This is a genomic window from Candidatus Firestonebacteria bacterium RIFOXYD2_FULL_39_29 (assembly GCA_001778375.1).
Classification (GTDB): domain Bacteria; phylum Oederibacteriota; class D2-FULL-39-29; order D2-FULL-39-29; family D2-FULL-39-29; genus D2-FULL-39-29.
Genome location: MFGV01000001.1, coordinates 38,751 through 65,404, shown reverse-complemented (window position 1 = coordinate 65,404; position 26,654 = coordinate 38,751). Strand labels below are relative to the sequence as shown.

Here is a 26,654-nt window from a genome sequence, read left to right as displayed (position 1 = left end):
AACCTTACCTTGCAAAAGGGCATGAGTTTGTTATAAAATATTGATAGTAATAATTTTATAAGCTTGTATCAGTGGAATCCGAAAGTGTTGTAATCAGTGAAATCGTTTTTAAAACGGGAGGAAGTTATGAAAAGATTAATAGGATTGGTATGTGCGGCAATGCTTATTTTTTCTAATATGAGTATTGCTGAAGAAACTCAAAAAAAGGCAGTAGTCGGATACTTGAAGGGAACGGTCAAGATTACCAAAAAAATGGATACGAGTCCGGTGAGTGCAAAACTTGGAATGACTCTTCTTCCGGGTGATAAAATAGAAACTGCAGCAGACAGTAAAGTGGAGTTAAAGCTGGAAGACGGGTCAAATTTCAGGATAGGAGATAATTCTTCGGTTGTTATTGAAGAAATGAAACAGGAAAACGGTACTGATAAATCAACTATGAAAGTTATCTTTGGACGCGTCTGGATGAATATAAAGAAAACTCTGGACAGTAATCCAAGGGATGCAAGGATAGTCACTCCTAAAGTTACTGCGGCAGTAAAAGGTACGACATATCGGGCGGATGTTGATAAAGACGGCGAAGCCACAGTAAATGTTTATGACGGTTTAGTAGCTGTGACAAAAGACGGGAAGGAAGAAGAGGTAAAAAAATCTGAAAAGGTGGCCTCAAAAGAATTTTTGAAAGCCAAGTTTGACGAAACTGAAGATGCAAAAGACGATTGGGTAAAGTGGAATAAAAACAGGGATAAAATACGGGTGATGGTTGTTTTTACGGAAAGAAAGAATGGTCAGCTCTCTATGATCCCTTTGTCCGAAGTTATTTTTGCTGAAGAACTTCTGAAAAATTATCTTTATTCCGTTATTGATCAAACTACCTTAAATCAAATTCGTGAAAACGAAAAATTTAAGGCGGCGTTGTCAGATGATAAAGACGGCCGGAAAGCGGCGGCGGCGGGTCTTGAGTTTGGCGCAGATATAATTATTACAGGACAGGTAGATGCTTCAGCATTAAAGACTGATGCGGGTTATGGCATGACTACAGGAATCTCTGATATGGCTATTAGAGTTGTAAAGTGTGATACGGCTGAAATGGTTGGGGCAAAGCAGAGTCAGGATCGCCATCCTGATATAATGGAACAGGGGGCCTTTAATGGTGCGGTAAGAAAGTCTTCTTCAAAGCTTGTAGCGGCTATTAATGACGATATCGTAAAATCCTGGAAAAAAGAAGCAGCGAAGGGAGCTTCTATTAATATTTCCCTGTACAATGTGACTTTTGAAAAAGTGGAGGCAGTAAGAAATGCCATAGCCGATATTTCAGGAGCAAAAAATGTAAATCAGATATCCTTTGTGGGCGGAAGGGCGTTACTTACGGCGACTTTTTCAGGTGACAGCCTTACTTTAGCGGAAAAAGTAGCTGAAATAAATCTGAAAGATATTAAGCTTAATGTTGTCGGTGTTTCTATGAGTAGAATAGAAATAGAAGTTAACTAGTAAATTTTAAGTAGCAATCTTAGATGGTTTTTATGTTAAAATAGAGCGCGGAGTAAGTATTCTCCGCGCTTTTATATTAGAACAGGTGCTAGGTCCTGAGATCTGAATGTAAGCACAAAGTACAAAATACGATTATAATATAATGAACTATATATAATTCAATATATTGTATTTTGTCGTTTGTCATTTGTAATTATTTTAAAAGGAGGTAATAGTCATGAAAATTGGTTTGTTTACTGTCTTGTATTCGGAAAAAAATATTGAAGAGACTTTGGATGTTTTGGTTGAAAATGGTGTTGAAGCGGTTGAACTTGGTTGCGGTAATTATCCCGGGAATTCACATTGCAATCCCGGTGATCTTTTAAAAGATAAAAACAAAGCTAAGACCTTTAAACAGGCAATTACAAAAAGGGGTTTGATTATATCAACTCTTTCCTGCCATGGGAACCCTGTACATCCGATTGGAAAAATAGCGAAAGCGCATGATGAAACTTTTAAAAAGACAGTTTTGCTTGCAAAAGAACTCGGGGTAGAAACTGTGGCATGTTTTTCCGGACTACCGGGCGGTGTAAAAGGTGATAAGACGCCAAACTGGATAACTTACGGATGGCCTAATGAACATTCTGATGCATTAACATATCAGTGGGAAAAAGTATTAATTCCATATTGGAAGAAAGCATCAAATTTCTGTAAAATACATGGTATTAAGATAGCCTTAGAAATGCATCCTAACTTTGCAGTTTATAATCCTGAGACGCTTCTCAAGCTTAGGAAAAATTGCGGGAATAATATCGGAGCAAATTTTGACCCCAGCCATCTCTATTGGCAGGGGATTGACCCTGTTCTGGCAATAGGAGCGCTTAAGGGTGTTATTTACCACGTTCATGCTAAAGATACCAGGATGGACGAACATAATACGGCGTTAAACGGGGTTTTAGATACTAAAGATATGTCAAAGGCTGCTGAACGTTCCTGGCTTTTTAGGACCGTCGGATATGGTCATGATCAATACGAATGGAAGAGTATCGTGAGTGCGTTAATTGCAAACGGATATAATTATGTCATGTCTATTGAACACGAAGATGCCTTAATGTCAAAAGATGAAGGCTTTAAAAAGGCTGTAACTTTTCTTAAAGATTGTGTGATTAAAGAAAAGCTTGATAAATTGTGGTGGGCGTAGAAAGGGGCTCTGATGCTGGTTGATTTTACCGGCAAGACCGGCGAGATAATAAGGAATAATTATAAATACTTTGTTATTCCTTTGGGTTTTCTATTTCTTATTTGGACAGGCTTTGTTATTCTTAGTATTATTGAGGGACCTGTTAGTTTTGAACATAAGAGATTGGCTGTTATCTATTCTGCAGAGGAGACTGAAAAAACTTTGCAGGATTTGGCAGAAAAAGGTTATACCAGAAATCTCGGGCCATATTATGAAGAGGTTATTGAGCGTCTTCTTGCTAAGCATCTGGGAGTAATGAAATACCGGTTGAAAGCAAATGATAACCTTTGGCTTTTAGCAAAACATTTCAATATAAATATAGATAGCATTGTCGGTGCAAATTCTTATCTGAAATCGCTTACAAAATTAAAATTAAATCAGGAGATAATTATAATAAGCGAAAAAGGCGTTTTGCACAAAGTAAAAGAGAAAGAAACCGTTGAAAATATTGCTTTGTCTTACGGAGTAACGGAAAAGAAACTGCAAAATAATAATGATCTGTCAAAGGGGATAAAAGAGGGCGACTATGTTTTTATTCCGGGAAAAGGGGTCAAACATAAGGCGCAGGATAAAGAAACTGTCAAAAGTATAGCTTCATTGTATGAAATAACAGAGAAAAAACTTCAAGATAATTATAGTCAGACAAGAACGATAAAAAAAGATGATTATATTTATATTCCGGGTGTTGAACCTGTTGATATGACCGAAGAGATGAAAGCTCAATATGCTCTAGCCAGATTATTTGGTCCTCCTATATTCAATGGCGGAAGAAAATACACATCTAAAATGAAAGTGCGCAGCGATCCTTTTACCGGTGAAAAATCTTTTCATGATGGCGTGGATATTAAGGCTTTTTCCGGTGATAAGATATGCGCTGTAGCTTCAGGCGTAGTTGTTTTTTCAGGTATATATGGCGGGTTTGGTTACATGGTAAAGATTAAACACGACAATGGATATACAACATTGTACGGTCATAACTCAAAGCTTTATGTGGTTTCAGGACAGAAAGTGAAGAAAGGCCATATTATAGCGCAAGCAGGCAGTACAGGTCGTTCTACAGGAATTCATCTGCATTTTACGGTTTGGGATAGGTCCGGGAAACTTGTAGATCCAACATTAATGTTATCAGGAACCAAATAGTTCCAGATTGAAACTTTTATGGACATTACAGACGTTATGGACTTTTAAAGACTAATATTTATCGGAGGTTTGATGAAAAATTGGCTTATAGCTCTTATAGTTGTTACGCTTTTTCTTTCTTTTGTGGGTTTTTCTAATAGTTTTGTTTTAAATTCCGAAATAGGTAAAATACAGGATACTCTCATTGTCGTTGACCGGCTTAACAAGGATGTACTCACTGATATTGCTTTAGCAAGAATGGAATTTTCCCGTTATATGACCAATTCTGGAATGAGCTCAGATACAGGTATTGAAAGACTTAAGGATGCAGGGGCAAAGGCTAAAAAGATTCTCGAAATGACGCAGAGTGAGCCGGCCAAGGAGAAGGTAAAAAATATTCTAGAACTCATCAATAAGAATATTGAGATCTCGAAAGGATTTAAAAAGTCAGGCAGGGATGAAACTAAATACATTAAGATGATAAATATTAAGATTTCTCTTGAAAAAGAAGCTTTTTCTGAGATGTCCGATTTAGCCGTAATAATACAAAAAGACATTGATGATAAGATTGCAAATATTAAAATCGTTTCGTCAAAATTTGTTTTACTATCTTTGTTCCTTCTCGTTTTTGTAACAGGAGGCATTGTTATTACTACTATTGTATACAGCTTTGCTACCAAAGATCAAAACGCAGAATTAAATTATTATATCAGTAGAAATTTAGTGGACAGGGAAACCGGCTTTTTTAATAAAATGTATTTTCTTGCCCGGTTGAAGGAGCTCCTTAATAAGGCTTCAAGGTTTAAAGAAGGTGTTGCAGTAGTGATGATTAACATTGAACCTGAAGTTGCAGAGTCAAAACTTAAGATCGCGTTACTTTGTGCTGCCGGGGAAATTATAAAGAAGGGAACAAGAGTCTATGATATTGTAGCAAGGTATGATAATGTTATTGCTGTTTTACTGTATAAAACAGGGCAGAAGGAAGTTTTAACGGTGTTAAATCGTATAAAAAGTCAGGTGGAGAAGAATGATTTGGTTGTGGGGTATAAAAAACGGAAACTATTCTTTCAACAGGAAAGCGCTTCTGAAAAAGTAAAAATTATAGTGAGCTTTAATGTCCTGAGTTATCCTGAAGATAAAGAGAAAATTGAGATTCTTCTAAAAGGCTGATGCCTTATTTATCTTTGTTTGACTTCAGATGAGTACTTTTAAAAGGCAGTGCTTAAAGTATAAAATATTTTTTTCCATTTGCAGTGAGAGGTTTTTTTCCTTCTGAAAAGTATTCTTTAATTATGCTGAGACTCATGAGCTCTGTAATATATTTCCCTTTAATATCATAACCAAAAGTCTCAAAAGCTTTTTTGCTGGCTTTTAATACCTGATTGTCCCCGGACAGAATAAGAACAATAGCGGAATTTGAAATTAATAAATCCTCTTCCTTGAAGAAAAAAAAGCTTTCTTTTCGAATTAATGGAGATGCGTTAATATTCGGCTTGTCTTTACCCCTGGAAATAATAAATAATGTCAGCAGTAGAAATATAAGAAAAGAGACGCCTAAGTTTATCATTAAAGAATCCATTAAAGCTTTTGAAAGAATATTATTTATTTTTAAAGTCAGCTTGTATTCTTTTCCTCCGAATCTATAGTCCTCCTGCCGGAATAATATATTATTTTTTCCTTCTTCGGGAGTTAACTGCTGGATAAATAAAGATTTTGAATTAATATCTGCAGGATCGCTGTCTGCTATTATCCTGCCTTGTTGACTGATAGTGATTTTTAAAACTTCCGGTTGTTTTATCAGGTTCTCTAAAGAATTATTAAGCATTATATCGTCTTCGGAAATAGAGTACCTGGAAATTTCATTTTTAAGCCATTCCAATCTCAAATCTTCTCGTTTTTTTGACTCAGATAATAAAAAACCATCAATAGTGTGATTGATAAGAAGGAAAGTAATTCCTGTATAAATAATACAACACATCATTAAAAGGCCGGCTCTTGTTTTCATTATTCCCCTTAAGTACCTGTGATTGAATCTGACTCGATTCTGTGCTATAATATAACAAAATTTGAATTACTTAGTCAACAATTTATTGGAGGGTTTATGCTGATTAATGACCTGCTTAATAAGATGCTGGAAAAAAAAGCCTCAGACCTTCATTTGAAGGTTGGGCGGCCTCCTCTTCTTCGTATTGACGGAAAAATAACTCAAGTTGAACTTCCTCTGCTTACAGAAGCAGACATAGAAGAAATGCTTTTTGCCATGATGAGTCAGCGTCAAAGAGTAAAATTCGCTGAAGCTAACGAGATAGATCTTTCGTACTCTCCCACAGGTTCGGCAAGATACAGAATAAATGCGTTCAGACAAAAGAGTACTATCGAAATTATTATTAGGATGATTCCTAAAGATATCCCGTCTTTTGATGCGCTTACTTTGCCGCCAATTTTGAAAAAAGTTGCTCTTGAATCCAGAGGTCTTATTCTTATGACAGGTGCCACCGGAAGTGGAAAATCGACTACCCTTGCTTCGTTAGTTAAATATATAAATGATAATCAGCCCTATCATATAATTACAATAGAGGATCCTATAGAATTCATGCATACTGACAGTATGAGCAGCGTAACCCAGCGTGAGCTTGGAATTGATACTGATTCTTATGATGTAGCTTTGAAGTATGTGTTAAGACAGGATCCTGATGTTGTATTTATAGGTGAAATGAGAGATATTGATACTGTTAGTGCGGCTATTTCGGCAGGTGAGACAGGACACTTGGTACTTTCGACTTTACACACAATTGACGCAAGTCAAACTATAGACCGGTTAATTGATTTTTATCCGGCTTCTCAACAAAACCAGATCCGTAATCAGCTTGCAAATATAATAACGGCGATTATTTCAATGCGGCTTATTGAAAAGGCGGACGGAAAAGGGCGTGTTCCTGCAGTAGAAGTAATGTTGGGTACTCCTACAATAAAATCACTTATAAGAGAAAATAAGCTTTCTTCAATTAAGTCTATGATACAACAAGGTTCTGCCCAATATGGTATGCAGACTTTTGATCAATCTCTTGCGGAGCTTTACAAAAAAGGACTGATTACGCTTGATATGGCTCTGGCAGAAGCTACAAGTAAAAATGATTTGAAACTATCATTGAGCGGTATTATTTCCAGTGTGGATTCGGCTCGAGAACAAATGAAGTAGACAAAGAGACGATGCTTAGATGCGCAGAGGCTTGGCAAACGCATAAAAGCTGTTGAGCGAAGTTTTTGATATAAGACCTTAATTCTTCGTGAAATACGCCCAGGCGGAAGGACGGAATGCGGCAATTGCAGAATTGGTTGCTGAGCATCCAGGCATCTGCGCATCCGAGCATCTAAAGGTTGGAGGAGTTTTTATTTTGAAAAAAGATAGTGCATTGACAGGATTTAGCGCAGAAGAAAAAAAGATTCTCCTTCAACTTGCACGTGATACAATAACTCATTGTCTTGAAAATAGAGAAAGTCCGGAATTTAAGGAGAAAAGGAAGAATTGTCTGCAGCATTCCGGTGCTTTTGTTACTTTGCACAAAAAAGACGGTAATCTTCGAGGTTGTATCGGAAATATGTTTTCAGATGAACCGCTTTTCGAAACAATAATTGAAATGGCTAAAGAGGCAGCTTTTAATGACCCGAGATTTGTTCCGGTTACTTTGCCGGAATTAAAAGAGATAATAATTGAAATATCTGTGCTATCTCCGCTCAAAAAAATAAAAAATACATCTGAAATAAAACTTGGTATTCACGGGGTATTGGTAAAAAAGGGTTCTTTTTCAGGGGTTTTTTTGCCTCAAGTTGCCAAAGAGACAGGTTGGAATTTGGAAGAATTTATGAATAATATTTGTGCCGGAAAAGCCGGTCTGCCCAAAGATGCGTGGAAGGATGAAAATACCGATATTTTCGTGTTTTGCGTCGATATAATTTCGGAGTAATTTACCAAATTTATGTAATATTTTTCACAGCAAAGTATACGAAAACTGTTATAATATATATTGATAATACAATAAAGATTGTGTAAAATACTAATGAAAACAAGATGAGGGTAGGGCTGGTATTTGCGAATAACTGCCTTACTTAATAATTATTGTAGTTTTGATAATAGGCAGTTCAGGAGGAACAGATGAAAAAGCTATTAATTGGATTGTTTATTTGCCTTGCTATATTTATTTTACCTGCAAACGCAAGCGAGAGAGTAAGAATGGGCGTTTATGATCTGGAAAGTTCAAACATTTCAAAGGATACGGCGTTGGCGGTTTCCGAGATGATGCGTGCTGAGCTTTTTTCAACAGGAAGGTTTGTAATTGTGGATAAGAAAAACATGGAAAAGGTTTTGAAAGAGCAGGCTTTTCAACAAACAGGTTGCACCTCAAGTGAGTGTGCTGTTGAAGTCGGTAAAATACTTGGCGTTAATATCATGGCAACCGGTTCTTTGACAAAACTTGGTAACAGTATAAATATTTCTGTTACCCTGACTGATGTAGAAAAGAGTGAATCAATAGCTATCGAAAAAGGGTCTTGCGATTCCGAAGATAAGTTAGCCGATGTTGTGAAGAGAATAGCTTTTTCAATAGCAATAAAGACGCCTCTTACAGGAAAAGTAGTAAGAGTTTCGAATCAGGAAAGTGTAGTTGTTGACCTTGGGTCTACCGATAATGTATCTAAAGGAATGAAATTAATGGTAAATAGGATAAAAGAAGAGATTAAAGATTCTACAGGTAAGGTTATTATGAGAGAGTATGAAGATGTAGGAGAGATTGAGCTTATTGATGTACAAAAGGATGCTTCCAGAGCAAAATTTTTTAACAGAAAGTTGTCTGTAAAAGAAGGGGATACAGTTAAGGTAAGTGATGCCGTAATAACAAATAACTCCGATACTTCAAAGCTTATACAGCAAATGCAAAGCTCAAGCGGTCCCGGCAGCGGGAGTTTCATAGATCCGGCATGGAGATCCTTAATTATTCCCGGCTGGGGGCAATTCTATAATAAAGATGATTTTAAAGGCTGGTTATTTCTAATTGCAGGGGTTGCTTCTGCTGCAGGGTCAATATCGGGGTATTTAGATTATACAAAAAAATATGATGAATATAACATGAGGACTGATCCAATACTAATAGAAGAAAGTTATCAAATAGCTAATGAATCCTATCAGAAATTTTCAGGAGCTATTAAAATAACAGCAGGAATCTGGGCTCTTAATCTACTGGATTCGGTATTATCTTTTGATCCAAAAAAGCATACTGCAGAAGGCCGTAATCCAAATGCAATGTTCTGTCAAATCAACGGAATAGATTCCGTGAAAGTAGGATACACTGTTAAATGGTAGTAGCTAAGTTTCGTAAAAACAATAAAGGCCTATTAGCGGCAATGCTGATAGGCTTTGCTGTTTTGTTAGTTTTAACTTTTTTTGTTTTTAAGAATCCTGTACCATCATTAAAGAGCGGCAGCTATAATATGCTCTTTTCATGGAGAGGGCATAGAGCCCCGATTGATGATGTTATTATTGTTGCGATTGATGATAAGAGTTTTGAAGAACTTGGTACTTACCCCTGGCCGCGTGATGTATACGGAAAGATTATTGAAAAACTAAAAGCGGATAATGCAAAAGTTATCGGCTTGGATATTGAATTTGCTAATCCGGGTCCTATGCCTGAAAAAGACCTTTTTTTTGCAAAAGCTGCTAAAGCTGCCGGAAATGTACTTTCAGTTGCAACCTTTACAGATGACAAACTTGTTGTGGAAAATGCTAAGGGCGCATGGGAAATGCCTTATAAAAGATATAATCTGCCGATAAAAGTTCTGAATGATTCTATGAAGAAGACGGGTTATACAGCTTTTGAAATGGACATTGACGGAGTTGTCAGAAAATCTGCTCTTGTTGATTTTCTGGATGATAAAAAAGAGCTCTCAAAAATACTTTATAAAGATGCGCAGAAAGTGTATTCTTTTGCGCTTGCTTCTGTCAGTATGTTTACCGGTAAGACTGAAGAGCAGGTTATAGATGATGTAATGCGGCGTAATACCGGTTATAAAAAAGGGGTGAATTCTGGAGATAATACTTTGTTAATAAATTTTGAGGGGGGACCTAAAACTTTCAAACGGGTTTCGTTTTATAGAGTCCTTAATGGGGAAGTTCCTAAAGGTACCTTTAAAGACAAAATAGTACTTGTAGGAGCTACGAGCACTGTTTTGCATGATGAATTTCTTTCTCCTTTTACCGAACTCGGAAATATGCCCGGTGTGGAAATTCATGCGAACGCCATTGATGACCTGCTTAAGAACGAGTATCTTGAAAAATCCGGTATACTGATTAATTATCTTGTATTATTGGCATTTGTTACGATAATATTATTTTTTACTTCCAGATTTACTCCACTTTTGAGTGCCGCTCTTTCTATTCTTGTATATATTTCATATTTTTTCCTGGTGCTATATTTGTTTATCAGAAATTATTGGCTGGATATTTCCGTGCCTTTTGTTGCTCTTATTCTTACTTATGTGGTAAATGTGGGCTATAGGGTTATTACTGAAGGCCAAAAAAGCAGAAAGATGAAAGGTGCATTTCAGCGCTTTGTATCAAGACAGGTAGTGGATGAGATAATTAAAAACGGTCTTGATAATCTGACAGTCGGAGGCAGAAAGCAGAAACTTGTAGTATTCTTCTCTGATATTAGAAACTTTACTACTATGGCAGAAAGGCTGGCTCCGGAAGAAGTCGTTGAAGTCCTTAATTTCTATTTTAAAGAAATGACGAGTATTGCTTTTAAGTATGGCGGTACGGTTGATAAATATATAGGTGATGCTATTATGGTTGAGTTTGGTGCTCCCTTAGCAAGGCCCAATGATGAGGAACTGGCAGTCAGAATGGCGATTGAAATGCAGGAAAAGATGAAAGAATTGAGAGAGATTTGGAAGAGCCAGGGTCGGGAGCAATTTGAGATTGGCTGCGGTATTAATTCAGGAGAGGCCGTAGTTGGATTTATGGGTACGGACAGAAAGATGGAATACTCTGCGCTCGGTGATACCGTTAACCTTGCCTCGCGTCTTGAATCACTTACCAAGGAATACCATGCTTCGATTATTATCAGTCATTCTGTCTATGAGAAAGTGAAGGATATTATTGTTGTCAAAGATCTTGGGTTTGCGACGGTAAAGGGAAAGACAATTAAGGTTCAGATATATGATGTTCTTGGCCTTAAGAAAATATGAAGCAAATTGCCCTTTTGTTTTTCTTAATTCCGTTTTTTTATGAGGCGGAGCAAGCTAAAACGGTTTCTATCGAGCACTATCAAAAAGGTCTTGAGTATTATAAAGCAAATGATTCTGAAAAAGCTAAATCTGAGTTTTTGAAAGCTCTGGAAACAAATAATGCGGACGATGCTAGTAAGAATATGCTTGTAGCTCTTGAAAGAGAGGTTTACAAAGAGGAACCCGGGGATTCTTTTAAGGATTTAGTAAAAGAATTGTTTCTTAAAGGGTTGGTATTTTATAGAGCAGGTGAAAAAGAAAAAGCATTAAGAGAGTGGGAAAAAGGATTGTCTTTAACTCCAAATAATAAGCAATTGAAAGAGTTCTGTAATCTTGTTAATGAGGCAAGTAAAGAAAACTCTTTAAAGCCAGTTGAAAAGAAAGAAGCAGAACGGAAAAAAACTGTAAAAAAAGAAGTTCCGGTAAAGAAAACAGCTCTTCAGAAAGAAAAACACAGTGCTGCTAATGCAAAAAAAAGTGTTGACGAAAAAAAGGTTTCTGACTTATACTATGAAGGTTTAAAATTATACAAGCAGGGTGATTTGAAAAAAGCGGTAGAAATCTGGGAACAGGTCTTAAAACTGGACCCTGATTCAAACAAGACCAGGAAAAACCTGGATAGGGCAAAAAAAGAATTAACACAGGGAGAATAAGATGAATCTTGTTGTTTTGGGCGTTCAATGGGGAGATGAAGGTAAGGGAAAAATAATAGATTTTCTTGCCAAAGAAGCAAGTGTTGTAATTCGTTATCAAGGCGGGAATAATGCCGGACATACGGTAGTGATTGACGGGAGAAAATTTGTTCTTCATCTGATACCTTCCGGAATACTGCATAAAGGTAAAGCCTGTATAATAGGTAACGGCGTTGTTATTGATCCAAAATATCTTCTGGAAGAGATTGCTTATCTGAAAACCAACGGGATCAATGTTGATAATTATCTGAAGGTTAGCGAGAATGCGAGTGTTATTATGCCTTACCATAAGTTGCTTGATGCCTCGAGCGAGAACAAAAACAAAAAAGAAAAAATCGGGACAACGGGTAGGGGTATCGGACCGGCCTATGTTGATAAGGTCGGTCGTCTTGGAATTCGAATGGTTGATCTGCTAAATAAAAGGGTATTAGCGGAAAAACTGGAAAAGAATCTGGCGCAAAAAAACTTTATCATTAGTAAATATTACGGCGAAAAACCTTATAATAAAATAAAACTCTTGAAAGAATATCTCGGTTATGGCCGCCAATTAAGAAAATATATTGTGAATACCATCCCTTACTTGTATAAATATTCCGAGAGTAATAAAAGAATACTCTTTGAAGGTGCGCAGGGCACGATGCTGGATATAGATTTTGGTACTTACCCTTACGTTACTTCCTCTAATTCTACGGCTGGCGGAGCGAGTACAGGCTCGGGGGTCGGACCTGGTGCAATCGATCGGGTTATCGGTGTTACCAAGTCATATACAACCAGGGTAGGCGAAGGGCCGTTCCCTACAGAACTGGATAATCCATGCGGGGAGCTGCTTCGGAACAAAGGACATGAATATGGCGCGACGACCGGAAGACCGAGACGCTGCGGGTGGTTTGATGCCGTGGTCTCTAAATACTCAGCGATGGTTAACGGCTTGACCGGATTAGCACTTACAAAACTTGACGTGCTTTCCGGGCAGAAAGAGCTGAAAATATGTGTAGCCTATAAAATAGGCGGGAAAATTTATAAGGATTTTCCTGCAGATATGGATATGCTCGCGAAAGCCGTCCCTGTTTATAAGACCATGAAAGGATGGACGGAAGACCTTACAGGCATAACAAAATATTCTGACTTACCTGGAAATACTAAAAGATATGTGAAAGAACTTGAAAAGCTTACGGGTGTTAAGGTCACTATATTGTCGGTAGGGCCTGATAGGAGCCAGACTTTTGTGCTGGGTAAAATATGGCAAAAATGAAAATTAGCTGTTTGCTTTTTATTGTTGCGGGGCTGCTGGCACAGGAAGCAGTACAAAATAATATAGTGCCTGGAGCTCAAACGCCGCCGGTTCCTGCGAAAGTTATTAAAGTTGTTATTGATCCCGGACATGGGGGCAGAGATGGCGGTGCTGTCGGGAATAAAGGGACAAGAGAAAAAGATGTTGTTTTGGAAATTTCCAATTTATTTGCTAAAGTATTGGCGGATGCTCCCGACCGGCGGTTTAAAGCTATTTTGACAAGAGCCGAAGATAAGTTTATTACTCTTGAAGACAGGATTTCGTTTGCAAATCAATATGAAGGCGACCTTTTTATCAGTATTCATGCCAACTCTTCTGAAAGTAAACGGGATAATGGTTTTGAAGTTTATTACAACTCAATAGCTACGGATGATTCTGCGATTGACTTGGTAAAACGCGAAAATGCCGGCGCTGTGGAAAAGAAAGAAGTTCAACCTGTAGATTCTATGTTTGTTCTTTGGGATCTGGCGCAAAATGAATTTCAAAAAGAATCAATGGATTTTGCCGACATGATACAGTCCGGTGTTGAAGGTTCTATCAGTAAAGCTATGTTAAACGGTAAGATATTAAATACAAGAAATAGAGGAGTAAAACAAGCTGCTTTCGCGGTTTTACGAGGTGTGAGAATGCCCGGGGCTCTTGTGGAGACTTCTTACCTATCCAATGAAAATGATGAAAATAATTTAAGGTCTTTAGCTTTTAAGGAAAAGCTGGTTTTGGGTCTGCTTGAAGCTGTGACTAATATGGCGAAGAAACTTGAAAAGCAGCAGGAAGGAATAAAGTGAAAAAACCTTCCGGATTATTATTGATAATCATTATTGCCGTTCTTATTTGTGGATATTTTGCGGTAAAATATTTTATTATGCACAAACGGGATTCCTTATTTAACTATGCTGCTCAGCCAAAAGTAATTAGACTATTTTTCGTGAATGAAAACGGCAAACTGCAGGCTGAAAAAAGAGAAATACAGGGTGCGACCAGTGTACTTGATGATGTAAAAATATGTGTAGTAGAATTGGTTAAAGGACCAAAAGAAAAAGGTCTATTTGGTGCCTTGCCAAAAGAGACGGAGGTACGAGAAGTTTATCTTGATGATAATCGTTGCCTTTATCTGGATTTTACTAAAAGTATTATTGACAATCCAAAAGGCGGGACTACGTCGGAAATGCAGCTTATTTATTCGCTTGTAAACACAATACTTGAGAATTTCGGCCAAATTGCCAGTGTCAGGATTCTTATAGAGGGGCAGGAAGTAAAAACTATCGGAGGTCATCTTGATGTTCACAGGCCTTTGAGAGGTAAAAAGCTTGAATAACAACAGACCTATAGGCATCTTTGACTCTGGAGTAGGCGGGGTAACCGTACTTAAAGAAATATGCAAGTATCTTCCAAACGAAAGTATTATTTATTTTGGGGATACAAAACATCTTCCGTATGGCTCTAAATCCAAGGCTACGGTAACCAGACTATCAACAGAGAATGTTCAATTTTTATTAAAGAAAAATGTTAAATTTGTGGTAGTTGCCTGCAATACTGCGTCTGCTTTAAGTTTAAAGCTTCTTAAAAAATTTTATTTAGTTCCAATGCTTGGAGTTGTCGAATCCGGAGCAAAAGCCGCGGCAGAAGCTACTAAAAACAATAAAATAGGCATAATAGGTACTAAAGCGACAATAGAAAGCAGAGCGTATATAGATGCTCTGCTTAAACATAATAACAGGCTTAAGGTAACGGGAAAAGCCTGCCCTTTATTTGTTTCTCTGGTTGAGGAAGGCTGGTTTAACTCGAAAATAACCGAACTAACAGCAAGGGAATATTTAAAGGCATTTAATAAAAAAAATATTGATACTCTTGTCCTGGGCTGCACTCATTATCCTTTTTTAAAGCCGGTCTTGGCCAGGGTTTTAAAAGGAGTAAAGCTGATAGATTCTGCAACAGAAACTGCTAAGTCTGTTAAAGAAGCTTTGACGGTAAAAGGTATGCTAAGAAAGACAACAAAACGTCCGGTTTACAGCTTTTATGTTACGGATGCTCCGGAAAAATTCAGAAAACTTGGTTCCTCTTTTCTCGGCAAAAATATTAATAACGTAAAACTCGTTAAAGTGGAGTGAAAAATGAGAATTGATAATAGAAAAAATGACGAATTAAGACCATTGCGTATAATCCGTCATTATATTAAATATCCGGAAGGTTCAGTGTTGATTGCCTGCGGTTTTACCAAGGTCATCTGCACTGCCACTATACTTGATGAAGTTCCGCCTTTTTTGAGATCAGAGAATAGAGGCTGGATAACTGCTGAATACGGGATGATCCCGAGATCTACGCCTGAAAGGAAAAATAGAGACGGTTCAAAAGGAAAGGTTGACGGCAGGACACATGAAATTCAGCGTTTGATAGGACGTTCTCTCCGTGCCGTAGTGGATATGACAAAACTGGGGAAACGCACAATATTGCTGGACTGCGATGTTATTCAGGCTGATGGAGGCACAAGGACTGCGGCTATTACAGGCTCGTTTGTTGCGATGGCTGATGCTTTATTATATCTTCATAAAAAAGGTATTCTTGAGGAAAATCCTATTAAGGATTATGTTGCTGCTATAAGTGTTGGTGTTGTTAGAGGTGAAGCGATGCTGGATCTTTGCTATGAAGAGGATTCAAAAGCTGAAGTAGACATGAATTTTGTAATGACCGGTTCCGGTAAGTTTGTGGAGATTCAAGGTACTGCCGAAAATAATCCTTTTTCGAAGCAGGATGTCGGTGCCATGATGAAACTGGCAGAACAAGGTATTAAAGAGATATTTAAAGATCAAAAAAAGGTACTTGGGCCTTGGAAATAGTTCTTGCAACGCGTAACCGCAATAAAATAAGAGAGATTTCAAAAAAACTCAAAACATTTGGATTAAAGTTTCTTACTTTGGATAATTTTAGAAATTTTCCTGAAGTAATAGAAAATAAAGATACCCTGGAAGAGAATGCGGTAAAGAAAGCCTCTGAGATAAGCAGCTGTACCGGACATATTTCTCTGTCCGATGATACAGGATTGGAGGTTGATTATTTAAAAGGCGCTCCGGGTGTATATTCCGCAAGATTTGCAGGTGAAGGCTGTTCATATCAGGATAATAATATCAAACTTCTAAAATTACTGTCTAATGTTCCTTTAAGTAAAAGAGGGGCTCTCTTTCGAACTGTCATAGTTATAAAAATTCCAGGGAAAAAACCTGTTATTCTTGAAGGGCGCTGCAGAGGTAAAATATCATTTGCGATTAATGGTAAAAAAGGTTTTGGCTATGATTCAATTTTTATTCCTTCGGGTTATAAGAAGACTTACTCTGAAATGTCACTTTCTTCTAAAAATAGAATAAGTCACAGAGGAAAAGCGCTGGACAAAGTAAAGAAAGTTCTGGTAAGATTGATAAAGATACGCAAATAGGTTTGTAAAGCAAAAGCAAAATTATAGAACCTATACTAACCTTGAATACTTTATGAAACATTATCGTCGGGGCGTAGCGCAGGTGGCTAGCGCATCTGCTTTGGGAGCAGAGGGTCGCCCGTTCAAATCGGGTCGCCCCGACCAATAATAAGTAATGAAATATGTATTCTTACTGTGTTGTAAAAAATATACGAAGAACTGATAAATGCAGCATCTTTAAATCTGGAGGAACATAAGTTATGTTTTCTTATAGAAAAGATGAAAAACAATTCCGGATAAACTCTGAAAAAACAAACAATGAAATAATGTTAAAGACAATCCTTGATAATTCTCCTGATATTATCTATCTAATTAATCTGAATTATTTGTGTACATATGCTAACCAAAAAGCACTTTCATTTTTGGATAAAAATTTGGAGGAGGTTGTAGGGAAAAAAATAACGGATTTGTTTCAGCCGGAAGCTGCCTCTGAAAATATGCGTAATATTCAAAGTGTAATAGAGACTGGGGAAAATAAAGTATTCCTTGAAAGACCTTTTTTGACTTCAAAAGGTACTTTGTGGCTGGACACGATAATTATTGGCATTAAAGATGATTCCGGCAAGGTTACCGGTGTGTTAGGTCATTCCAGAGATATAACAAAATACAAACAAGAAAAAGTAAAAATAGCGGAACTGGAAATTTATGCCCGGAAGGTTCAAAATCTTGAAAGTCTTGGTGTTCTTGCGGGGGGAATTGCTCATGAATTTAATAATCTATTAAGCGGGATACTTGGTTATTTGGAAAACGCAAGGAGTCATTTGAATGAGAAAGATAAAGTTGAGGATAATCTGGTCAAAGCTATTGCTGTTTTTGACAAAGCAAAAGTTCTTACAAAACAACTTTTAACTTTCTCAAAGGGAGGTTCTCCTGAGATGAGGACTGTCGATATCAGAGAAATACTAAAAAAAACAGTTAAATCTCTGACTGACGGGACAAATATAAAAGTATTATTTTATTTTGCTGAAAATCTTAAGAATTGCGATATAGATGAAAATCAAATTACTCAAGTGTTTTATAATATAGTTTTAAACGCCAGGCAGTCAATGTCTAAGGGTGGTATACTTAAAGTTAAGGCAGTTAACGTAGAAAAAAACAAAGAAGGATATTCTTCTTTGTTGGAATTTGGGAAGAATTACATAGAAATTATTATTATAGATACCGGTACGGGAATCCCCACTGAGATAATATCAAAGATATTTGACCCGTTTTTTTCTACAAAAAAGCATGGTAGTGGGTTAGGTCTCGCAGCAGCATTTTCGATTATAAAAAGACACAATGGTGTTATTGAAGCAAAATCAAGTATAAAGGAAGGTACTTCGATGTATGTATATCTTCCTTCCAGTGAAAAAACAGCAGAGAAAGTAGAAGAGATTCTTTTGAAAAAACAAACAGGTATGGGTAACATACTTGTAATGGATGATGAAATATATATTTTGGAGTTACTTAGGGATATTCTGGGGGAGCTTGGATATAAAGTTAATACTGTTGAGAGGTCAGATGAAGCTCTGGAAATATTTAAGAATGCGCTGCCGTCAAAAAACAAATATGAAATAGTAATACTTGATCTTACTATTCCCGGAGGAATGGGCGGTAAAGATATAGTAAAAAGAATGAAGGAACTGGATCCGAATGTGAAAGCTGTAGCCTCAAGCGGTTATTCTGATGATGAAATAATGGCAAGACCAAAAGATTTTGGATTTGATGCCAGTCTTGCTAAGCCTTATACTATAGAAGATCTGGCTAAAATACTGCAAGATTTTAGTAAGAAATAATAGCAAAATAACTGATTGTCTGAAAAAGACAGTGGAGGGTATATATGTCAAAAGAGATAATAAGTACAGATAAAGCTCCAAAAGCGTTAGGTCCGTATTCTCAAGCCGTAAAAGTTGGTAATTTAGTATTCTTTTCCGGACAAATCCCTCTTGATCCTGCAACCGGTATCAAGATTGCCGGAGGTATTGAAGCTCAGACCAAGCGTGTAATGGATAGTTTAAAATCTGTAGCTGAGGCAGCCGGTGGTTCGATGGATAAGATAGTAAAAACTACTATATATTTAAAGGATCTTAATGATTTTAAATTTGTTAATCTGGTCTACGAGAAGTATTTCACTGTAAACTATCCTGCAAGGGTAACAGTCGGGATATCTGATCTGCCTAAAGGAGTGGATTTGGAAATTGACGCAATTATGTCATTGGAATAAGAAGAACAGGTGCTAGATTTTGGGGAAAGAAGAAATTAAAGACAGGTTTTAGGGGTGAAATATGGGGAGAGGTTATAAGGATTTAGAAGTATGGAAAAAGGCAAAAGATTTGGCTGTTAAAATATACAAACAAGCTGGAACAGGAAAAATAGCGAAAGATTACGGATTGAGGGAACAATTACAGAGATCATCCGTAAGTATAGCAAGTAATATTGCAGAAGGTGAAGGAAGAGAAAGCAGTAAGGAATCAATAAGATTCTTTTATATTTCAATGGGTTCGCTTGCAGAGCTTGAAACCCAACTTCAAATAGCTTTTGAGATTGGGTTGCTTGAAGAATCCGTATTTAAACAAATAGAGAAAGACTGTGCTTCCGTAGGGAAAATGACAAGGGGTCTTATTAATTACAGGAAATGAATCTAGGAAAACTAAAATAGTTATGTTTTCTTATAACCTAAAACCAGTGTCTGATCTTTTATTGTCCTTTCAGTCCCCTAGAACCTATCACCCAGAAACTGCTCTTATCTAGCTTTTCTCTTCAGGCACTTAGCGCAAACCATTTCGCCCTTGACTTTTCTAAGGTTCGGGTATGACTTTCTTAAACATTTTTTGTTGGCATGTGATACCAGGTTGATAACCAATGGTTTTTTGCCGCATACGGAACAAACTTTTGACATATTTTCTCCTTCTATAAAACAAATTGAAATTACTACTGTTTTTGTGATATTCTTATGTAGATTATATTGAAAAGGGGTTAAAAAGTCAATAAGAAACTATGACAGATGAAGAATTACGCTACATAAAAGGTGTCGGACCGGTAAAAGCCTCATCATTGAAAAGAATAGGTGTAAAATCTGTTAAAGACCTTCTGTTTTTTTTCCCCCGTTGGCACGTTCATAAAAGCAGGATTACTCCTGTTTCTTCCATAGAAAGCGGCGGAAAATATTTTATTAAAGGTAGAATTTCAGGATTAGAAGAACTTCGAAAACCCGGAAGAAATATTCTAAAAGTGCTGATAGAAGATGAAAGCGGCGGGACTCTAACCTGGATTTGGTACAATAGACCTTATATGAAACCTGCTTTGCTGGCCGGCAGAAGAGTTGTAATTTGGGATACAGTTGAGAATACAAGATGGGGAAAACAAATCACTGCTTCAAATGATTCTTTTGAATTTATTGAAGAATTTGAGAATAAAGCAATAGCAGAAGGGGAAATTCTGTCTTTTTATAAGACTACGAAAATCCTCACAAATGTGTTTTTTCGGGAGGTAATGGCAGAACTTATAAAAAATAATCTTGTGGATATCCATGAGATATTATCCCCGGAATTAACATCAAAACGGGACCTGTATATAATAAAAGAAGCTGTACTGAATATTCATTTTCCGAAGAATTTGTGCGATTTGGAAAAAGCCCGGCAGCGGCTGGTTTTTAATGAACTTTTGATACTTCAGCTTTTTCTGGCAAAACGGAAGAAATATTTTGGGAAAAAAGTAAAGAACAGAAATTATATCATAAATCCGTCAATTATTGAAAAGATAATAAGTAAAATAGGATTTACTCTTACCGGAGCTCAAGTAAGAGTTCTTGAGGATATCAGAAAGGATCTCCTGAAGAAATCCCCTATGAATCGTCTCCTTCAAGGAGACGTAGGTTCGGGAAAGACTATTGTAGCACTTCTTGCTCTTATCCCTGTTCTGGAAAATAATTATCAGGCAGCGGTCATGGCGCCAACGGAAATATTAGCCGAACAGCATTATGCGACTTTTAAAAAAATATTTTCATTAACCGGATATGACAAATCAATTTTACTTTTAACAAGTAAGATTACAGCAAAAGTAAGGAGAGAGTCACTGGCTGCGATAGCCGACGGAAAGGTGTCCCTGGTGATAGGGACTCATGCTTTACTGCAAGAGGATGTTGCTTTTAAGAATCTGGGTTTTGTTGTAATTGATGAGAGACATAAATTTGGAGTGTTTCAACGCCTGGCACTTGAAGCAAAGGGGGTGTTTCCTGATGCGCTTATGATGACTGCAACACCTTTTCCGAGAGCTCTTGTTCTTACTCTTTATGGGGATACGGATTTGTCTGTAATTGATGAGTTACCGCCGGGGCGTCAGCCTATCTATACGAAATGGCAACCGGAAAAGAAAAGACAGGAAGTATATGGTTTTATCTCTCAAAGGTTGAAAGCAGGTGAACAGGTTTATATCGTATATCCGTTGGTGGAAGAGTCTTCAAAATCTCTTTTAAAAGCGGCGGAGCAGGAAGCCCTGCAATTGCAGAATATCGTATTTAAGGATTATAAGGTCGGACTTATTCATGGCAGGATGTCTTCTGAAGAGAAAGAAGCTGTAATGAATGATTTTAAGTCGAAGAAAATAAATATTCTGGTCTCTACGACTGTCATAGAAGTCGGTATTGATGTTTCTAATGCCACAATTATGCTTATTGAACATGCTGAGAGGTTTGGGCTGGCTCAGCTTCATCAGCTTAGGGGACGGGTGGGAAGGGGTACTGCAAGATCTTATTGTTATCTTATGACGGGCTGGCTTCAATCTTCTGATTCTTTTAAACGTATGCGGATAATGGAGCAAATAAATGATGGTTTTAAAATTGCTGAAGCGGATCTTGATATCAGGGGACCCGGCGAACTATTCGGAGCTAATCAGCATGGAGAATTAGATCTAAAGCTTATTAATTTGGAAAAAGACAGGGAGCTCCTTGAAATGGCAAGGGAAGAAGCACATAATATCATAGAACAGGATCCGGATTTTAAGAAACAAGAAAATATTAAGCTGGGAGTATTTTTTAAAGAAAGATTTTCAAAGGATCTGGAGATGATTACCATCAGTTAAAGCTGAGGCGCAGAGGGTCTGATGCTCGGAGGCGCAGTAAGTAAAAGTATAAAGTACGATGTACAGTACGAAGTTTATTGTATTTAGTTATTAATAAATTAAATACCACATTAAAGTAGAACGTTAGTAACATGATAACGTGTAACGTTTTAACGGAATCGCTTGTATCAGTGGAATCCCGTAGTTTTGTAATCAGCGGAATCACTGCTGAAATACAAATAATACATATAAATCAAGAACAAATATAGGTTGAAAAATTGAGAGGGGCTTACATGAGAGTAATCGGCGGTATTGCAAGAAGCAGAAAAGTAAAGATGAACAACAATCTTACTATTCGCCCTATAAGTGACAGGGTTAAGCAATCCTTATTTGAAATATTGAAGTATGATATAAGTGATTCAGTATTTTTAGATTTATTTGCCGGAAGCGGGAGTGTTGGTATTGAGGCTCTAAGCCGGGGGGCAAGAGAAGCGGTTTTTGTAGACAGTAATGAAAAATGTGCCGGATTAATCAGGGAAAATCTTAGAATATTAGGCTTTATTTCAGCGGAAGTGATTAACTCTGATGCTTCCAGAGCCTTAGATGTTCTTTCTAAAAAAGGAAAAAAATTTCTTCTGGTATTTCTTGATCCGCCTTATGAACTCGGTCTTATTAAAAACATATTGAAAAAGCTGGAAACAAGTGATATTCTAAATGAAAATAGTGTGGTGATCGTAAAACGCCATAAGAAAGAAATACTGGATACAAATTTTAATCTTATAAAAGAACGTTTTTACGGCGACACCGTACTTTCGTTCTTAAAAAGAAAAAGCTAGGTTCTTGGCACTTAGTTCTTGGAAAAGAAGAATATTTAATTGTTCCTATCGCCTTGTGCCTGGCACTAGGCACCTGGTTTTTAAAGGAGATAAACAATGAAAACAAAAGCAATCTATCCCGGAAGTTTTGATCCTATTACTTTTGGACATCTTGATCTTTTAAAAAGAAGCCGTAAACTGTTTGATGATCTCACTATTGCTGTGGTTGTTAATCCTCATAAAAAAGCTCTTTTCACTATAGACGAAAGAGTTAAAATGATCAAACAGGCAACGAAAGGATATGGTGATATTAAAGTTGATAAGTTTGATGGACTTTTGGTGAGCTACGCAAAGAAAGTAAAGGCAAATGTTATAATCAGAGGTCTTCGCGCTATTGCAGATTTTGAATATGAATTTCAAATGGCTTTAGTTAATAGATCTCTTAATAATCAGCTTGACATGGTCTATATGATGCCGTCCGTTGAATATACTTACTTGAGTTCAAGTATAGTCAGGGAAGTATCATCTTTAGGTGGAGATGTCTCCAAGTTTGTACCTCCATTTATTGTTGACAGATTGAAGGAAAAACTGAAAAATGCTTAATGTGTTTTTTACGCAATTTCTACTGGCTTTTATTCCTCTGTTTGTAGCTCTCGATGCTTTAGGTACTGTTCCTTTTTTTATCTACTATACGCAAAATGCAGATAAAGAGAGGTTGAAAGTAATAGTTCTACGTTCTGTGATTGTAGCATTTGTAATCGGTATTGTTTTTGTTTTTGTCGGCGAATACATACTGAAATTTCTTGGCATAACTATGTCTGATTTTAAAATAGCAGGAGGTCTTCTTTTATTGGTATTTTCGATAAGATCCATCAGTAAAGAAAAAGAGAAATTGGAGAAATTTGAAGATGATTTTTCGGTAGTACCGCTTGCAATTCCTTTAATGATAGGACCGGCGGTGCTTACAACTTTATTAGTATTTAAAGGAATATATAGATTACCGGTAATTTCTCTTGCCCTGGCTGTAAATCTGATAATAGCGGCTCTTATGTTTAGGTTTTCTAAAGTGCTTATGAAGATACTTGGGAAAGACGGCATGAAAGCCATAGGAAAGATTGCCAGCATTTTGTTGGCAGCAATTGCGGTTATGCTTATCCGTAAAGGAATATTTGAACTTTTCAATCCCTGGCTATGAAAGCAAGTAAAATTAGTAAAGGAAGCTTAAAGGACTCAATTCTTCAAGGCGAAAAAAAGAAATATTTGTAATTTAAAAACCTAGAGGTTAAAATGAAGAAGATACTTGATTTAGGTTGTGGAAATAATAAAATGCCTGATGCTATAGGCCTCGATAGACATAAATATCCTTGTGTTGATATAGTTTATGATCTTGACAAAATACCATATCCGTTCAAAGAGAATGAGTTTGATCTTGTAAACTGTTCTCATATAATAGAGCATGTTGCGGAGCCGTTTGATTTTATAAAAGAGATCTGCAGAATATCCAAGCCGGACGCAGAAATAAGGATTATTACGCCGCACTATTCCAGCCAGTTATCCTACAGTGATCTAACTCATAAATATCATTTCGGTTACAATACTTTCGTCTGGCTGGAGCAAAGAGGTATTGTAAAAATAATAAAATATAAAATATACTTTACAGATCTATATAATATTATTCTTGTTGGTTATTTTGCTAACCTGTTTCCCCGGAGATGGGAAAAGTACCTGGCTTTTATTTTTCCTGCTTTATATGTCGAAGTTAGCTTAAGCGTAAAAAAGAATAACTAGATGAACAAGACAAGGCTTTTTTTTCACAATCTTGAGAATGTTTTGAAGGGTGTGCTGGTAAAGATACTTTTTAAAAAAAGTATAAATATCTCCCCAGCAGAAATAGATTTTGGTAAAATTAAAAAAATACTTATAGTAAGGCAACATGACCCAATGGGTGATGTTCTTATCAGCACAGCAATAATCCCAAACCTGAGTAAAGCTTTTCCTGATGCCGAAATAGATATTATTGCGCGCCCTCAGCTTTCAGAAAAAGATATATTTATAAATAGTCCGCTAATAAAAGAAGTAATAGTTTTTAGCAAGAAAGAGTTCTTTTTTCCTTTGAAGATTCTATCTTTCATAAATATTCTTAAGAGAAACAAATATGACATTGCCATAATCGCAGGAAGCACATCTGTTTCCTTTACAAGTTTGCTGCTGGCATTTTTAAGCAGGGCTAAAATAAGAGCCGGTTATGATGGTGAATACTTCGGAAAAAAGCGCTATACCGATGCTTTTCTTACTACTCCGGTCCCTTATGATCCGTTAGCAATAAAACATCAGGTAATTAGAAATCTTGACATTTTAAGTTATTTGAATATCCCTATTGTTAATATAGAGCATTATATGCATATCTCCGCAAAAGAGAAAATATCTGCAGGAGAAAGATTGGAACAACGCGGTATTATCAAATCTGAAAATACAATTATAGGGATCCATCTTGGTGCAAATGTATTATTAAACCGGTGGCCTGTAGAAAAATTTGCAGAAATTAGCGATTATTTTACAGATATTCCTAAGACAAAAGTGATAATATTTCACGGACCCAAAGAAAAAGATCTTGCTGGAATATTCAGAAAGATTGCGAAAAATGAAGTATTTATTCAAAATGCACTCCCATTAAGACAGTTTGCTTCAATGATAAGTTTATTGGATGTATTTGTCTGTAATGATACCGGTGTATTGCATGTTGCTGCCGCTGTGGGGACAAAAACTGTAGCTATTTTTGGTCCTACTGATCCGAAGCAGTGGAATCCTTTAGGCAAAAAACATTTGTGGGTGAGACATGAAGATGGCAGTGTGCTTTCTATAAAACCTGAAGAAATTATTGAAAAAATAAAAGAACTCCTGCCTTAAAATTCATAGATAAAACGAAGTTGTAATAAGCAGTCAATGCAAAAGAAAACATTTATGATCGTCCCGGTATCTAAACTTGTATAAGATTTCAGTTTTAACCGTATTGGGAAGATAAAATATGCTGTATACACCTGACTTTTGGACATAAAACCACTTGAAAAAATCCATTCATAAATGCTATAATTACGGTAATTGTTTTGTGTTTGTAAGATAAGGACAATACAACATGTTGTATTGTTGAATAAAAAAACTGCATATATTTTTTTATAGGAGGAAATAAAAATGGCTGCTTATCAAGTAGGGAATTATGAGTTCAAGTTGTCCCAATTCTTCACAAAGAAGATGTTTGATGCTATCACGGATGTCAGGGTGGATTCCCCTGAGGTTATTCTTAAAGAAGCAAAAGAAAGAAAGAAAAGAAAGAAAATAACAAAAGATGGTAAACTTACCATTTTAGCTGCTGATCATCCGGGGCGTATGGTAAACAAAAACGGCGATGATCCTATTGCTATGTCCGACAGGCACCAATATCTGGGCAGAGTACTCAGAGTTATTACGCATCCGGATTTTGACGGAATAATGGCTACTACTGACGTAATAGAAGATCTGTTTATAATTAACTATCTGGTCAAGAAGAACGGCGGACCTTCCTTCCTGGATGACAAAGTAATGCTTGGCTCTATGAATAGGGGTGGTTTGGCGGGAACAAAATTTGAGATGGATGATACGTTTACCTGTTTTTCTTCAGAATCTCTCCGCTTGCTGAATATGGACGGCGCAAAGACTATGTTACGCCTTGATACGACCAGTTATGATTCTGCAAAGACCGTACTTTATTGTGCAAATATGATAAGCGAACTTAACAAATATGAAATGCCTACTTTTCTGGAGCCGCTTTTTGTTACTTCCGATGGTTTTAAAGTCCAGAAATCACTCACTGAAATGGTGAAGATAATCGGCGTTGCTTCCGCTATGGGCGATTCTTCCAGAAATCTCTGGCTTAAAATACCTTATGGCGAGAATTATGAAAGAGTAGTAAGAGCGACAACTTTGCCGATTCTTATGCTTGGCGGTGAATCAAAAGGCGATCCGACAGGTACTATTTCAGAATTTGAAACAGGTATGAAAGCCGGAAAGAATGTAAGAGGTGCTTTAGTGGGCCGAAATATCCTGTTTCCCGGCAAAGAAGATCCTCTTGCGGCAGCACTTGCAGTAAATAAAGTTATCCATAACTCATTTACTAAAGATCAGGCCGTAGACTTTTTAATGAAGAACCGTGATATTAATATTGACGTGCTTACAAAATTTATTAAGTAGATTGTAGATTTAAAAATTTGGAAGG

General features: G+C 36.8%; 26 protein-coding genes and 1 tRNA gene. 26 read left to right on the top strand and 1 reads right to left on the bottom strand.

The genetic code is table 11. The features are described from left to right. Positions 1 to 126: 126 nt before the first annotated feature. The 4 genes from A2536_07635 to A2536_07620 all read left to right on the top strand — a co-directional run bounded on the left by A2536_07635 (position 127) and on the right by A2536_07620 (position 4,996). The gene (locus A2536_07635) at positions 127 to 1,488 is read left to right on the top strand and encodes a hypothetical protein (protein ID OGF48499.1); all 1,362 of its coding nucleotides are present in this window, start codon (positions 127 to 129) and stop codon (positions 1,486 to 1,488) included. 217 nt (positions 1,489 to 1,705) lie between these two features. Next, positions 1,706 to 2,668: a xylose isomerase gene (locus tag A2536_07630; protein ID OGF48498.1), complete on the top strand. Its 963-nt coding sequence runs from the start codon at positions 1,706 to 1,708 to the stop codon at positions 2,666 to 2,668. Positions 2,669 to 2,680: 12 nt separating this feature from the next. Continuing rightward, positions 2,681 to 3,847 (top strand): hypothetical protein, encoded by a 1,167-nt coding sequence (locus A2536_07625; GenBank protein ID OGF48497.1) that lies wholly within the window; start codon positions 2,681 to 2,683, stop codon positions 3,845 to 3,847. A 72-nt stretch (positions 3,848 to 3,919) separates the two neighbouring features. Continuing rightward, the gene (locus A2536_07620) at positions 3,920 to 4,996 is read left to right on the top strand and encodes a hypothetical protein (protein OGF48496.1); all 1,077 of its coding nucleotides are present in this window, start codon (positions 3,920 to 3,922) and stop codon (positions 4,994 to 4,996) included. 52 nt (positions 4,997 to 5,048) lie between these two features. Here the strand turns inward: A2536_07620 and A2536_07615 are convergent, their stop codons facing one another. Beyond that, on the bottom strand, positions 5,049 to 5,831 hold the full coding sequence (locus A2536_07615; protein OGF48495.1) for a hypothetical protein: 783 nt from the start codon (positions 5,829 to 5,831) through the stop codon (positions 5,049 to 5,051). A 96-nt stretch (positions 5,832 to 5,927) separates the two neighbouring features. Here A2536_07615 and A2536_07610 point away from each other — a divergent pair, with 96 nt between their 5' ends. From A2536_07610 to A2536_07505, 22 genes are all read left to right on the top strand, one after another. Next, positions 5,928 to 7,025, top strand: a complete 1,098-nt coding sequence (locus tag A2536_07610; GenBank protein ID OGF48494.1) for a type IV pili twitching motility protein PilT — start codon at positions 5,928 to 5,930, stop codon at positions 7,023 to 7,025. 214 nt (positions 7,026 to 7,239) lie between these two features. Next, on the top strand, positions 7,240 to 7,791 hold the full coding sequence (locus A2536_07605) for a hypothetical protein (protein ID OGF48516.1): 552 nt from the start codon (positions 7,240 to 7,242) through the stop codon (positions 7,789 to 7,791). A gap of 188 nt (positions 7,792 to 7,979) precedes the next feature. Beyond that, positions 7,980 to 9,182: a hypothetical protein gene (locus tag A2536_07600; GenBank protein ID OGF48493.1), complete on the top strand. Its 1,203-nt coding sequence runs from the start codon at positions 7,980 to 7,982 to the stop codon at positions 9,180 to 9,182. Beyond that, on the top strand, positions 9,176 to 11,065 hold the full coding sequence (locus A2536_07595) for a hypothetical protein (protein OGF48492.1): 1,890 nt from the start codon (positions 9,176 to 9,178) through the stop codon (positions 11,063 to 11,065). The genes A2536_07600 and A2536_07595 overlap by 7 nt, the downstream gene beginning before the upstream one ends. Next, complete coding sequence (locus A2536_07590; protein OGF48491.1) at positions 11,062 to 11,757, top strand: hypothetical protein; 696 nt, start codon at positions 11,062 to 11,064, stop codon at positions 11,755 to 11,757. The genes A2536_07595 and A2536_07590 overlap by 4 nt, the downstream gene beginning before the upstream one ends. Before the next feature lies 1 nt (position 11,758). Then, a complete protein-coding gene (locus tag A2536_07585) occupies positions 11,759 to 13,048 on the top strand; it encodes an adenylosuccinate synthase (protein OGF48490.1) in 1,290 nt (429 codons plus the stop codon). Then, the gene (locus A2536_07580; protein ID OGF48489.1) at positions 13,036 to 13,872 is read left to right on the top strand and encodes a hypothetical protein; all 837 of its coding nucleotides are present in this window, start codon (positions 13,036 to 13,038) and stop codon (positions 13,870 to 13,872) included. Before A2536_07585 ends, A2536_07580 begins: the two co-directional genes overlap by 13 nt. Next, positions 13,869 to 14,402 (top strand): hypothetical protein, encoded by a 534-nt coding sequence (locus tag A2536_07575; protein ID OGF48488.1) that lies wholly within the window; start codon positions 13,869 to 13,871, stop codon positions 14,400 to 14,402. The genes A2536_07580 and A2536_07575 overlap by 4 nt, the downstream gene beginning before the upstream one ends. Further along, the gene (locus tag A2536_07570) at positions 14,395 to 15,195 is read left to right on the top strand and encodes a glutamate racemase (GenBank protein ID OGF48487.1); all 801 of its coding nucleotides are present in this window, start codon (positions 14,395 to 14,397) and stop codon (positions 15,193 to 15,195) included. The genes A2536_07575 and A2536_07570 overlap by 8 nt, the downstream gene beginning before the upstream one ends. A gap of 3 nt (positions 15,196 to 15,198) precedes the next feature. Further along, complete coding sequence (locus A2536_07565; GenBank protein OGF48486.1) at positions 15,199 to 15,921, top strand: ribonuclease PH; 723 nt, start codon at positions 15,199 to 15,201, stop codon at positions 15,919 to 15,921. Continuing rightward, entirely contained in the window at positions 15,912 to 16,514 is a 603-nt protein-coding gene (locus tag A2536_07560) for a non-canonical purine NTP pyrophosphatase, RdgB/HAM1 family (GenBank protein OGF48485.1), read from the top strand. The genes A2536_07565 and A2536_07560 overlap by 10 nt, the downstream gene beginning before the upstream one ends. A 67-nt stretch (positions 16,515 to 16,581) precedes the next feature. Next, positions 16,582 to 16,658, top strand: a tRNA-Pro gene (locus A2536_07555). Between the two features lie 95 nt (positions 16,659 to 16,753). Then, positions 16,754 to 18,328 (top strand): hypothetical protein, encoded by a 1,575-nt coding sequence (locus tag A2536_07550; protein ID OGF48484.1) that lies wholly within the window; start codon positions 16,754 to 16,756, stop codon positions 18,326 to 18,328. 44 nt (positions 18,329 to 18,372) lie between these two features. After that, complete coding sequence (locus A2536_07545) at positions 18,373 to 18,756, top strand: reactive intermediate/imine deaminase (GenBank protein ID OGF48483.1); 384 nt, start codon at positions 18,373 to 18,375, stop codon at positions 18,754 to 18,756. A gap of 61 nt (positions 18,757 to 18,817) precedes the next feature. Beyond that, on the top strand, positions 18,818 to 19,171 hold the full coding sequence (locus A2536_07540; GenBank protein OGF48482.1) for a hypothetical protein: 354 nt from the start codon (positions 18,818 to 18,820) through the stop codon (positions 19,169 to 19,171). Between the two features lie 358 nt (positions 19,172 to 19,529). Further along, a complete protein-coding gene (locus tag A2536_07535) occupies positions 19,530 to 21,611 on the top strand; it encodes an ATP-dependent DNA helicase RecG (protein OGF48481.1) in 2,082 nt (693 codons plus the stop codon). 272 nt (positions 21,612 to 21,883) lie between these two features. Beyond that, a complete protein-coding gene (locus A2536_07530; GenBank protein ID OGF48480.1) occupies positions 21,884 to 22,426 on the top strand; it encodes a 16S rRNA (guanine(966)-N(2))-methyltransferase RsmD in 543 nt (180 codons plus the stop codon). 96 nt (positions 22,427 to 22,522) lie between these two features. Further along, complete coding sequence (locus tag A2536_07525; GenBank protein OGF48479.1) at positions 22,523 to 23,008, top strand: pantetheine-phosphate adenylyltransferase; 486 nt, start codon at positions 22,523 to 22,525, stop codon at positions 23,006 to 23,008. After that, on the top strand, positions 23,001 to 23,600 hold the full coding sequence (locus A2536_07520) for a hypothetical protein (GenBank protein ID OGF48478.1): 600 nt from the start codon (positions 23,001 to 23,003) through the stop codon (positions 23,598 to 23,600). Before A2536_07525 ends, A2536_07520 begins: the two co-directional genes overlap by 8 nt. 92 nt (positions 23,601 to 23,692) lie before the next feature. Beyond that, positions 23,693 to 24,193 carry a hypothetical protein gene (locus tag A2536_07515; GenBank protein OGF48477.1) on the top strand — a complete coding sequence of 167 codons (501 nt, stop codon included), beginning with the start codon at positions 23,693 to 23,695 and terminating at the stop codon, positions 24,191 to 24,193. Further along, positions 24,194 to 25,312, top strand: a complete 1,119-nt coding sequence (locus tag A2536_07510) for a hypothetical protein (GenBank protein ID OGF48476.1) — start codon at positions 24,194 to 24,196, stop codon at positions 25,310 to 25,312. Between the two features lie 282 nt (positions 25,313 to 25,594). Further along, positions 25,595 to 26,629: a hypothetical protein gene (locus tag A2536_07505; GenBank protein ID OGF48475.1), complete on the top strand. Its 1,035-nt coding sequence runs from the start codon at positions 25,595 to 25,597 to the stop codon at positions 26,627 to 26,629. Positions 26,630 to 26,654: the final 25 nt, after the last annotated feature.

Coding starts and splice junctions, on each gene's coding strand:
- A2536_07635 (OGF48499.1), top strand. CDS start 127: ATGAAAAGATTAATAGGATTGGTATGTGCGGCAATGCTTATTTTTTCT.
- A2536_07630 (OGF48498.1), top strand. CDS start 1,706: ATGAAAATTGGTTTGTTTACTGTCTTGTATTCGGAAAAAAATATTGAA.
- A2536_07625 (OGF48497.1), top strand. CDS start 2,681: ATGCTGGTTGATTTTACCGGCAAGACCGGCGAGATAATAAGGAATAAT.
- A2536_07620 (OGF48496.1), top strand. CDS start 3,920: ATGAAAAATTGGCTTATAGCTCTTATAGTTGTTACGCTTTTTCTTTCT.
- A2536_07615 (OGF48495.1), bottom strand. CDS start 5,831: ATGAAAACAAGAGCCGGCCTTTTAATGATGTGTTGTATTATTTATACA.
- A2536_07610 (OGF48494.1), top strand. CDS start 5,928: ATGCTGATTAATGACCTGCTTAATAAGATGCTGGAAAAAAAAGCCTCA.
- A2536_07600 (OGF48493.1), top strand. CDS start 7,980: ATGAAAAAGCTATTAATTGGATTGTTTATTTGCCTTGCTATATTTATT.
- A2536_07595 (OGF48492.1), top strand. CDS start 9,176: ATGGTAGTAGCTAAGTTTCGTAAAAACAATAAAGGCCTATTAGCGGCA.
- A2536_07590 (OGF48491.1), top strand. CDS start 11,062: ATGAAGCAAATTGCCCTTTTGTTTTTCTTAATTCCGTTTTTTTATGAG.
- A2536_07585 (OGF48490.1), top strand. CDS start 11,759: ATGAATCTTGTTGTTTTGGGCGTTCAATGGGGAGATGAAGGTAAGGGA.
- A2536_07580 (OGF48489.1), top strand. CDS start 13,036: ATGGCAAAAATGAAAATTAGCTGTTTGCTTTTTATTGTTGCGGGGCTG.
- A2536_07565 (OGF48486.1), top strand. CDS start 15,199: ATGAGAATTGATAATAGAAAAAATGACGAATTAAGACCATTGCGTATA.
- A2536_07550 (OGF48484.1), top strand. CDS start 16,754: ATGTTTTCTTATAGAAAAGATGAAAAACAATTCCGGATAAACTCTGAA.
- A2536_07545 (OGF48483.1), top strand. CDS start 18,373: ATGTCAAAAGAGATAATAAGTACAGATAAAGCTCCAAAAGCGTTAGGT.
- A2536_07540 (OGF48482.1), top strand. CDS start 18,818: ATGGGGAGAGGTTATAAGGATTTAGAAGTATGGAAAAAGGCAAAAGAT.
- A2536_07535 (OGF48481.1), top strand. CDS start 19,530: ATGACAGATGAAGAATTACGCTACATAAAAGGTGTCGGACCGGTAAAA.
- A2536_07530 (OGF48480.1), top strand. CDS start 21,884: ATGAGAGTAATCGGCGGTATTGCAAGAAGCAGAAAAGTAAAGATGAAC.
- A2536_07525 (OGF48479.1), top strand. CDS start 22,523: ATGAAAACAAAAGCAATCTATCCCGGAAGTTTTGATCCTATTACTTTT.
- A2536_07520 (OGF48478.1), top strand. CDS start 23,001: ATGCTTAATGTGTTTTTTACGCAATTTCTACTGGCTTTTATTCCTCTG.
- A2536_07515 (OGF48477.1), top strand. CDS start 23,693: ATGAAGAAGATACTTGATTTAGGTTGTGGAAATAATAAAATGCCTGAT.
- A2536_07510 (OGF48476.1), top strand. CDS start 24,194: ATGAACAAGACAAGGCTTTTTTTTCACAATCTTGAGAATGTTTTGAAG.
- A2536_07505 (OGF48475.1), top strand. CDS start 25,595: ATGGCTGCTTATCAAGTAGGGAATTATGAGTTCAAGTTGTCCCAATTC.